Source organism: Streptomyces sp. NRRL F-5630, assembly GCF_000719475.1.
GTDB lineage: Bacteria > Actinomycetota > Actinomycetes > Streptomycetales > Streptomycetaceae > Streptomyces.
The window spans coordinates 1-8,813 of sequence record NZ_JOGO01000124.1; the positions used below are offsets into that span (position 1 = coordinate 1).

The following is an 8,813-nucleotide window of genomic DNA, read 5'->3' on the forward strand; positions in this document are numbered from 1 at the left end:
CGGCGCCTTTCCGGTTCCCGTTCCGGCCTTCCGGCCTTTCCGTTTCCCTTTCGGCGTTTCCGACTCTATCAGACCCTCGCGGTTCCGATTCCCTGCCAGATGGGGTTGTCTTTCCGGCCGTTTCCGGTCCGTTCCGACGTCCTGAACAGTAGTGGATTCTCGCCCCAGCTCATAATCGAGCCAGCCGAAAACGAATTCGGGCAGCAGTGCAAACAAGCACGGCAGAGCCGAAAGCATTCCGGCGGGGGAAAGTCGTACTGATCAAGGGGGTGTGCCGCTTGCGCGGCGGAAGTGCTGCCGCACAGCCGTTCCGGCTCCGTGGCAACTCGTGGAACCTTACGGACCCGATCGGCCGATGTCAAACGTGAGCCCGGTCACAGCGGAGGGCCCCTCGGAAGGGGCGTACCCCCGTCCGCGTTGAGCATGCCGGGCGGAGCGAGGTCCCGGCTCGGAGCCGTCGAGCGAGCGGATGGCGCCGCGAGGGCGAACCGCTCAGTCGAGATCGCTCAGCCGACCGCCCGCGTCCGGCTGGGTCTCCTCGACCCGGCGCAGGAGACGGGTCAGCATGCCGCCGAGGATGCTCCGCTCGCCTGGAGTGAGGTCCTGGAGCAGGTCCTCCTCGAAGGCCGAGGCGAGGCTCATCGAGCGGAGCCACTTCTGCCGGCCCTCGTCGGTCAGCTCGACGATGACCCTCACCCGGTTCTGCTCGTCCCGGTCCCGGGTGACCAGGCCCTCGGCGACCATGCGGTCGATGCGGTGGGTCATGGCGGCAGGCGTGAGACCGAGCCGCTTCGCGAGGTCTCCGGGGCCGAGCTGGTAGGGCGGCCCCGACAGGACCAGGGCCTTCACGACCTCCCAGTCCGCGTTGCTCATGTTCAGCTGCGCGCTCTGTCGTCCGTAGGCGACGTTCATGCGGCGGTTGAGGCGGCCGAGCGCCGAGACGATCTGCTCCACCTGCGGGTCGAGGTCGCTGTATTCGCGCTGGTACGCGGCGATCTGCTCTTCGAGTGTCGGCTCCGGGGGGCCGGTCGTATCGCCCATGGTGCCGAGTATCGCACGCCCCGGCTTGGCATTGAAGTCCTTGAAGATGTACTCTTCAAGCCGAAACTTTAGCTTCGAAGTATTGAGACCTAAGGCAGGTGAAGGTGACCAGGGCAATGGGCATGGCCATGCGCAGGATTCAGGTGGGCAGCGCGCTCAGCGCGTTCGGCATCGGGTTCACGGTCCCGTTCCTCTACGTCTACGTGGCGCGGACGCGGGATCTCGGTGCCGGGGCGGCGGGGCTCGTGCTCGCCGTGTTCGCCGTGGCCGCGTTGGTCGTGCTGCCGTTCGTGGGACGGGCCATCGACCGGCGCGGACCGCTTCCCGTACTCGTCGTCGCCTCGCTGCTCTCGGCGGCGGGGGCGATGGCGCTCGGCTTCTCGACGAGCGAGGTCGCCGCGCTCGCCTCGGCGGCGCTGCTCGGCGCCGGTACGGCGGTGATGGCCCCTGCCCTCGCGACGATGGTCGTGTGGTGCTCGACGCCGCAGACCAGGACGCGCTCCTTCGCGACGCAGTTCTTCCTGCAGAACCTGGGCCTCGGCATAGGCGGGCTCGCCGGCGGACAGCTCGTCGACGAGCACGACCCGTCCAGCTTCGTCCTGCTCTTCTCGATCGAGGCGGCGATGTTCCTCGTGCTCGCCGCGATCGCCGCGAGCACACGCCTTCCGCACGCGGGGGGCATCAGTGAAGCCGTTCCCGCCGGTGAGGGCGGCAAGCGCGGGATGCGGTCGCTGCTCAAGGACCGGGCGATGGTGCAGCTGTCCGTCCTCGGCTTCGTGATCTTCTTCGCCTGCTACGGGCAGTTCGACTCGGGACTCGCGGCATACGGCGTGGACGCGGCCGGTGTCTCGGCCTCGACGCTCGGCGTGGCGCTCGCGGCGAACACCGCGGTGATCGTCGTGGCGCAGTTCGCCGTGCTGAAGCTCGTGGAGCGGCGGCGGCGCAGCCGTGTGATCGCGCTGGTGGGGCTCATCTGGGCCTTCGCCTGGGCCGTGGCGGGCTTCGCCGGACTCGGGCACGGCAGCCAGGCGATGGCGACGGCGGCGTTCATCTCCACCTACGGGCTCTTCGGGCTCGGCGAGTCGATGCTCTCGCCCACCGTGGCGCCACTCGTCGCGGACCTGGCTCCCGCAGGCATGGTCGGTCAGTACAACTCGGCGTTCGCGCTAGTCAAGCAGCTCGCGCTGGCCGTGGGTCCGGCGATCGGGGGGCCGATGGCGGCCTCCCTGCACACCCCGTACATCCTGACCTTCCTGCTGTTCTCGCTGGTCATCACGGTGCTCGCGCTGCGTATCGGGCCGCGTCTCACCGCGGCGCAGGACCGGCCGTACGGTGCGAAGTCGCGCGTCGTCGCGAGGGGTACCGCGGCGGAGGGCGGGCTGGTTCCCGCCGCCGAGGAGGCACCGCTGCCGCTCGACGCGCGCGAGTCCAGCACGACGGGCGAGAACCCGGCTCCTGCGGGGATCTGACCCCGGCCGGCCGCGACGGGACAGACCCGTCAGGACGCGGCCGGTCCGTACCGGAGCGGCCGCCCGGTTCCTGAGCGCTCAGGAACCGGGCGGCGTGCGCTTCGCCGGGAGGGCGAACTCGCACCAGACGGCTTTGCCACCGCCGGGGATGCGACGGCAGCCCCATGCGGAGGAGACGTGGGCGACGATCGCGATGCCGCGGCCCGCCTCGTCGGCGGGCTCGGCGCGGCGGTGGCGCGGGAGGTGGTCGTCGCCGTCGGTCACCTCGACGATGAGGCGGCGGTCGGTGCGGCGCAGGCGCAGGCGCATGGGCGGAGCGCCGTGCTGGAGGGAGTTCGCGACGAGTTCGCTCGCGGCGAGGACCCCCATGTCGTGCAGCTCGGGCGGGCAGCGCCAGCTGCTGAGGACGCCCGTCGCGAAGGCGCGGGCGCGTGGGGTCGCCTCGACGCCGCCGAGGAGTTCGAGCGTCGCGTTGCGGAAGAGGTCGGCGTCCGAGCCGTCGCGGGCCGGGTGTTCGACGACGAGGACCGCGACATCGTCGTCGTGCGTGGCGGTGACGCCGAGCGCGCGCAGGAGGCGGTCGCAGATGACCTGGGGGCTGCCGCCGGCTCCGGCGAGGGCGTCGGCGAGGGCGGAGACGCCCTGGTCGATGTCCTGGTCACGGCGTTCGACGAGACCGTCGGTGTAGAGCACGGCGGTGGAGCCGGGGGTGAGGGGGACGGAGCCGGAGGCGTGCAGCCAACCGCCGGTGCCGAGCGGCGGTCCGGTGGGCTCCTCGGCGCGGTGGATGACGCCGTTCTCGTCGCGGACGAGGATCGGCAGGTGTCCGGCGGAGGCGTAGACGAGGCGGCCCTCGTTGGGGTCGTGGACGGCGTAGACGCACGTGGCGATCTGGGTCGCGTCGATCTCGGCAGCGAGACCGTCGAGGAGTTGCAGGACCTCATGCGGGGGCAGGTCGAGGCGGGCGTAGGCGCGGACGGCGGTGCGGAGCTGTCCCATGACGGCGGCGGCGCGGACGCCGCGGCCCATGACGTCGCCGATGACGAGGGCGGTGCGTCCGCCGCCGAGGGTGATCACGTCGTACCAGTCGCCGCCGACCGCGGCCTCGGTGCCACCGGGCTGGTACGTGGCGGCGATGCGCAGGTCGTCGGGTTGTTCGAGCTCCTGCGGGAGCAGGGAGCGCTGGAGCGTGACGGCGGTCTCGCGCTGGCTGCGTTCGCTGGCGCGCAGGCGTTCGGCGGCCTCGGCGTGGTCGGTGACGTCGGTGGCGAAGACAAGGATCGCGGTGTCCGCGGGTGCGTCCGGGGCTTCGGGCGGTACGGAGACGGGCGCGCACGTGAAGGTGTAGCTGCGGCCGTCCGGGGCCTTGCGGGACTTGACCGTGCGGGGACGGCCCGAGCGGTGGACCTGGTCGAGCAGGGGGAGCAGACCGAGCGCCGCCAGTTCGGGCAGGGCTTCCTGCGCGGGAGTGCCCGCGGCGGCGTCGGGAGGTGCGCCGAAGGCGGTGCGGTACGCCTCGTTGACGTGGAGGAGGCGGTGGTCCGGGCCGTGGAGGAGGGCGGTGAGGGCGGGGGCGTGCTCCAGGAGTTCGCGGGCGGGCAGCCGGTCGACGGTGGGGGCCGGTGGTGCCGGTTGCGGGGCGCTGTCCGCCGGGCTTTCGCCGTGCTCCCGCGCGCGAGCCGCAGGGACGGTGCCCCGGTCGGTCCGTGCGGCGGCGCGACGCTGCGTGCCGGGAAGCCGGGCGCTCCAGCGCGTGAAGTTCACCGAGTCTCGCCTCGTGGTGTCGGGGTCGTCGTACATCGTGCGGGTGCGGTGGGCGGCGGCCGTCGCCCCGGGTGCGGGGGACGGTGCCGGTCCGGTGCGGGGCCGGTGGTGTCCGGAGCCTGTGAAGGTACCGAACGCCGGGGAGGGTGGGCAGGGCGCGGCGCGGGGGACCGGGCGGGTCGGGCCTCCTCCGTCACCCCTCAGACGGACGGCGCCCACCGGGAGTTCCGGCCTGGAGGGGTGGCGTCCTCTTTCGGGTTGCGCGGGGCGCTCGCACGGTGGTGCACGGCTCGGCGCGCGCTGGGGTGGTGCGCTGACGCCGCGCCGGGTTCGGGCCGGTCGTGACTCGTGGGCGACCGGGCGGGCTCGGGCGGGGGCGGACGGGTTTCGGGGGGTGGCAGGTCGTGCCGACTCGCGGGGGGCCGGGGCTCAGGGCGGAGCGCCGGGTTCGGTCTCCGGGGCCGCGAGGGCGACGGGTTCGCGAGGGAAGAGAGTGGTGAAGGCCCACTCGGTGAGGACGCGTCCCTTGCGCCGGGCGGTGGGCAGGCGGCTGAGGTGGTGGGCGCCGAGCAGGAGCCGGGCGGGGCGGCCGGTGAGGGTGCGGCCGTGGAGGCGGGCGAGGCCGTCGTGCGGGCCGAGTGCCACGTACACGCCTTCGCTCTTCTCGTCGTAGGGGCGTGTCGGCTCGCCGCGCAGGGTCGCGAGGAGGTTGTCGGCGAGGACACGGGCCTGGCCGTGGGCGTGTCCGGCGTGCGGGGGGCAGATGGCGCCCGGTGTCTCGGGGTCGGGGACGGCGGCGGTGTCCCCGGCTGCCCAGGTGTGCGGGGTGCCGGTGACGGCGAGGTCGGGGGTGCAGCGCAGGCGGCCGTCAGGGGTGAGAGGGAGCGCGGGGGTGGTGAGAAGGGGGTGGGGCGGTGCGCCGGGGGCGCGGACAGCGCTCGGGGTGTGCACGAGAGTGCGGGTGGCGAGCGAGTCGCCGTCGTCGAGAACGAGGAGGCCGGGGCGGTAGGTGTGGGGCGTGGCGCCGAGCCGGATCTCGGCACCGCCGCGGCGCAGGGCGCGCGAGGCGTACGTACCGATGTCCGCGGGGGTTTCGGGCAACAGTTGTTCACCGGGCTCGGCGAGGACCCAGCGCAGGTCGGCGCGACTCAGGCCCGGGTAGTGCGTGAGGGCGCGTTCGGCCATGCCGCGCAGCGCGGTGAGGGCGTCGACGCCCGCGTATCCGCCCCCGAGGAAGACGAAGCAGAGCGCGGCCTCGCGGACGGCGGGATCGCGGGTGGACGAGGCGAGGTCGAGCTGGGCGAGGACGTGGGAGCGCAGCGCGAGCGCGTCGGAGAGGCTGTGCAGCGCGAGCGCGTGGGGTGGCGGGGGCTGGGGGGTGGTGCCCGGGGTGAGGACGAGGAAGTCGTACGGGACGGGTGCCGCCTCGGGCCCGGTCGGGGTGCGTACGTATGCCGTGCGGGTGGCGAGGTCGAGGGACACGGCCTCGCCGAGGAGGAGCCGGGTCGTGCGCAGGACGCGGCGGAGCGGGACGAGGACGTGGCGCAGAGAGAGGGTGCCGGCCGCCGCCGCGGCGAGCAGCGGGCGGTAGGTCAGGTAGGGCTCCGGCGTGACGAGGCGGACCTCGGCGCGGGGCGCCCCGGTGGCGCGCAGGAGACGCTCCAGGCGCAGCGCGGTGTACGTACCGGCGTGACCGCCGCCGATCACGAGAATGCGCACGGGTTCCTTCACCACCCCATGAGGCAACGGCACTTCAGGTTTGTCCACAGGCCTCGCAATTCATATGACTGGCGATCAGGAGCCTTATGGGATCGGCGAGAAGCCGGGAAACCCGGTGTTCTCGCAGGTCGGCGCGGGTGGTACCGGTGGGGTGGCCGGGGGTGTGGGGCAGGGGTTCGCCGTGTGCTTGCCGTGGGGGGTTTTCTGTCCGGAACGGGGCCCTTCTGAATTGCCCGGCACTCAACTATGTTCGTAAGTCGCCGGAGCGGCATGGGCGCGTTCCCGGGGAAACGGACCGTTCCTCACGTTCCGGCCGCAGCTGAGGGGGTCTCCGGGGGGAGACCCCACGACCGGGGGAACAGCATGGAGATACGGGATGCGCAATGGCCTGCGGCACGGATCACTCCGGGGGCGGTGACGGCAGGACCGGCGGCGGGTTTCCGGGGCGGGCCCCCGGCGCCGCGCGGGGTCCGGGCGGCCTCGCGGACGGCCCCGCTGCGCGTGGACGCGCAGCGGAACCTGGAGCACGTGCTGCGCGCGGCGCGTGAGGTGTTCGGCGAGTTGGGGTACGGCGCGCCGATGGAGGACGTGGCCCGGCGCGCGCGAGTGGGGGTCGGGACGGTGTACCGGCGCTTCCCCAGCAAAGACGTGCTGGTGCGGCGGATCGCCGAGGAGGAGACGGCGCGGCTCACGGAGCAGGCGCGTTCGGCGCTCGGCCAGGAGGAGGAACCCTGGTCCGCGCTCTCCCGGTTCCTGCGCATGTCGGTGGCCTCGGGCGCGGGACGACTGCTGCCGCCGCAGGTGCTGCGGGTCGTTCCGGCGAACGGGGCGGGAGCGGATGCGGGCGCGGGCCTGGCGGGGCTGGGCGCAGCTTCCGGGGCGGGCGGCGGCGGTGCCGCCGACGCGCAGCGGGTACCGGCGCAGCGCGGGGCACTCGGGGACGGGCCGGGGGCGACGGCTGTCGCCGAGGACGCCGGGGCCGCCGTGCTGCTCGACGTCGTGGGCCGTCTCGTCGAACGGGCGCGCGAAGCGGGTGAGTTGCGCGAGGACGTGACGGTCTCGGACATCCTCCTCGTGATCGCCACGGCAGCGCCCGCGCTGCCCGACCCGGAGCAGCAGGCGGCCGCGTCGAGACGGCTGCTCGACATCCTGCTCGAAGGGCTGCGGAGCCGACCGCTGGAGTAGGAAGGTCGCGCGTGACGGCGCGGTGAGCCCTGGGGTGCGGTCGTACCGCCTCAAGGGTCACCGCGCCGTTTTGCGTTTTCATCCTTTCGGGTGAGCCACGCGGACGGATGCGCACCAGTGTTCCCGCAGTTCAGGAACGGGACGGGCGCGGCCGGAGGACACTGGGCCCCCTCCCCGGGGCGCCCCTGTCCGTGCGATTCTGTATCGAAGTCCTGATCTTCGCGTCGATACGGGGGCGTTTTCGCGGTGAGCAAGAAGGACCGGTCCGAGCCACTGACCGGTGCGGGGGACGCGGGGACCGGCACGGAGGGCGTCGAGGGTCCGGCGCGCGAGACCGTGCCGGGGCAGGGACGCGGGGGACGGGAGAGCCGCGGCGGTACGGAGCAGGACGGGGCGCGGGCACACGTGCCACGACAGGGCGGGCATCCGGCGGTCGGGGACGGCGACCTGCTGAACCGGGTGCGCGGCGGGGACGAGGGGGCGTACGGGGAGCTGTACCGGCGGCACGCGGACGGCGTGCGGCGCTACGCCCGTACCTGCTGCCGGGACCGGGACACGGCCGAGGACCTGACGGCCGAAGTCTTCGCTCGCACCCTCGCGGCGCTGCGGCACGGCGCGGGACCCGAGTACGCGATGCGCGCCTACCTGCTGACGACGGTGCGACGCGTCGCCGCCGACTGGGCGAAGACGGCCCGGCGAGAGCAACTCGTCGACGATTTCGCGGTGTTCGCCGCGCAGGCGGCACGTGTCGCCGGTACGGACGAGGACACCCTCGACCTCGGCGCGGACGTGCTCGCGATGCACGAGGCCGAGCAGTCGATGGCCGTGCGCGCCTTCCGCAGCCTGCCCGAGCGCTGGCAGGCGGTGCTGTGGCACACAGAGGTCGAGGACGAGTCGCCGAGCGAGGTCGCGGTGCTCTTCGGGCTCGACGCGAACGGCACGCGCGTGCTCGCGAGCCGGGCACGCGAGGGACTCAAGCAGGCCTACCTCCAGGCCCACGTGAGCGCGACGCGGACGGCGAGCGAGGGCTGCGCGGCCTACGCGGACCGGCTCGGCGCCTACGCGCGCGGGGGCCTGCGCAGCCGCGCCGAGCGGGGACTGCGCAAGCACCTCAAGGAGTGCGCGGAGTGCCGGCTCGCCGCCTCGCAGGTCAAAGAGGTCGCGGGCGGCATCCCCGGGCTCGTGCCCCTCGCGGTCATCGGCTGGTTCGGCGCCGCCGGGTACGGCAAGGCCCTGGCGCTCATCGGGAGCGCGGCGGGGGCCGGAGCGGCGGGTTCGGCGGCTGCCGCCGGCGGCGGAGGTGGCGCGGCCTCGGAGGGGGCCAGCGCGCCGGTGAAGGCGGGGATCGCGGCGGGCGTGGTCGCCACGGCGGCCGTCGCGCTCGCGCTCGTCCTCGCCGCCCAGGAGCAGGGCAAGCCGCACCCGGAGCGGTCGCCCGTCCCCGAGGCGAAGCCACCGGCGGTGCAGCCGCTCGTGCCGAGCCCCACGCCGCCGCACCCCCCGGCCCCGGACACGACCGAGCCCAGCGAGCCACCACGTGCCTCCGCACCGCCGCGTGCGCCGGAACCGGCGCGCCCGACGCCCCGCCCGACCCGGCCCGCACCCACCTCGCCGACGCCCCCACCTCCCCAGCAC

The 8,813-nt window shown here is 73.8% G+C and carries 6 protein-coding genes; 3 read left to right on the forward strand and 3 right to left on the reverse strand.

The genetic code is table 11. The features are described from left to right. Positions 1–492: 492 nt before the first annotated feature. Entirely contained in the window at positions 493–1,041 is a 549-nt protein-coding gene (locus tag IF99_RS0129275; RefSeq protein WP_007824167.1) for a MarR family winged helix-turn-helix transcriptional regulator, read from the reverse strand. Between the two features lie 116 nt (positions 1,042–1,157). Here IF99_RS0129275 and IF99_RS0129280 point away from each other — a divergent pair, with 116 nt between their 5' ends. Next, positions 1,158–2,510 (forward strand): MFS transporter, encoded by a 1,353-nt coding sequence (locus tag IF99_RS0129280; RefSeq protein ID WP_234340911.1) that lies wholly within the window; start codon positions 1,158–1,160, stop codon positions 2,508–2,510. Positions 2,511–2,588: 78 nt separating this feature from the next. Here the strand turns inward: IF99_RS0129280 and IF99_RS0129285 are convergent, their stop codons facing one another. Beyond that, the gene (locus IF99_RS0129285; protein ID WP_031001283.1) at positions 2,589–4,274 is read right to left on the reverse strand and encodes an ATP-binding SpoIIE family protein phosphatase; all 1,686 of its coding nucleotides are present in this window, start codon (positions 4,272–4,274) and stop codon (positions 2,589–2,591) included. 429 nt (positions 4,275–4,703) lie between these two features. Next, positions 4,704–5,993, reverse strand: a complete 1,290-nt coding sequence (locus tag IF99_RS0129290) for an NAD(P)/FAD-dependent oxidoreductase (protein ID WP_234340910.1) — start codon at positions 5,991–5,993, stop codon at positions 4,704–4,706. 363 nt (positions 5,994–6,356) lie between these two features. Here IF99_RS0129290 and IF99_RS0129295 point away from each other — a divergent pair, with 363 nt between their 5' ends. After that, complete coding sequence (locus tag IF99_RS0129295; RefSeq protein WP_037827999.1) at positions 6,357–7,178, forward strand: TetR/AcrR family transcriptional regulator; 822 nt, start codon at positions 6,357–6,359, stop codon at positions 7,176–7,178. A gap of 246 nt (positions 7,179–7,424) precedes the next feature. Next, positions 7,425–8,813 (forward strand): sigma-70 family RNA polymerase sigma factor (locus tag IF99_RS0129300; protein WP_037828000.1); only part of this gene is annotated, 1,389 nt, incomplete at its 3' end.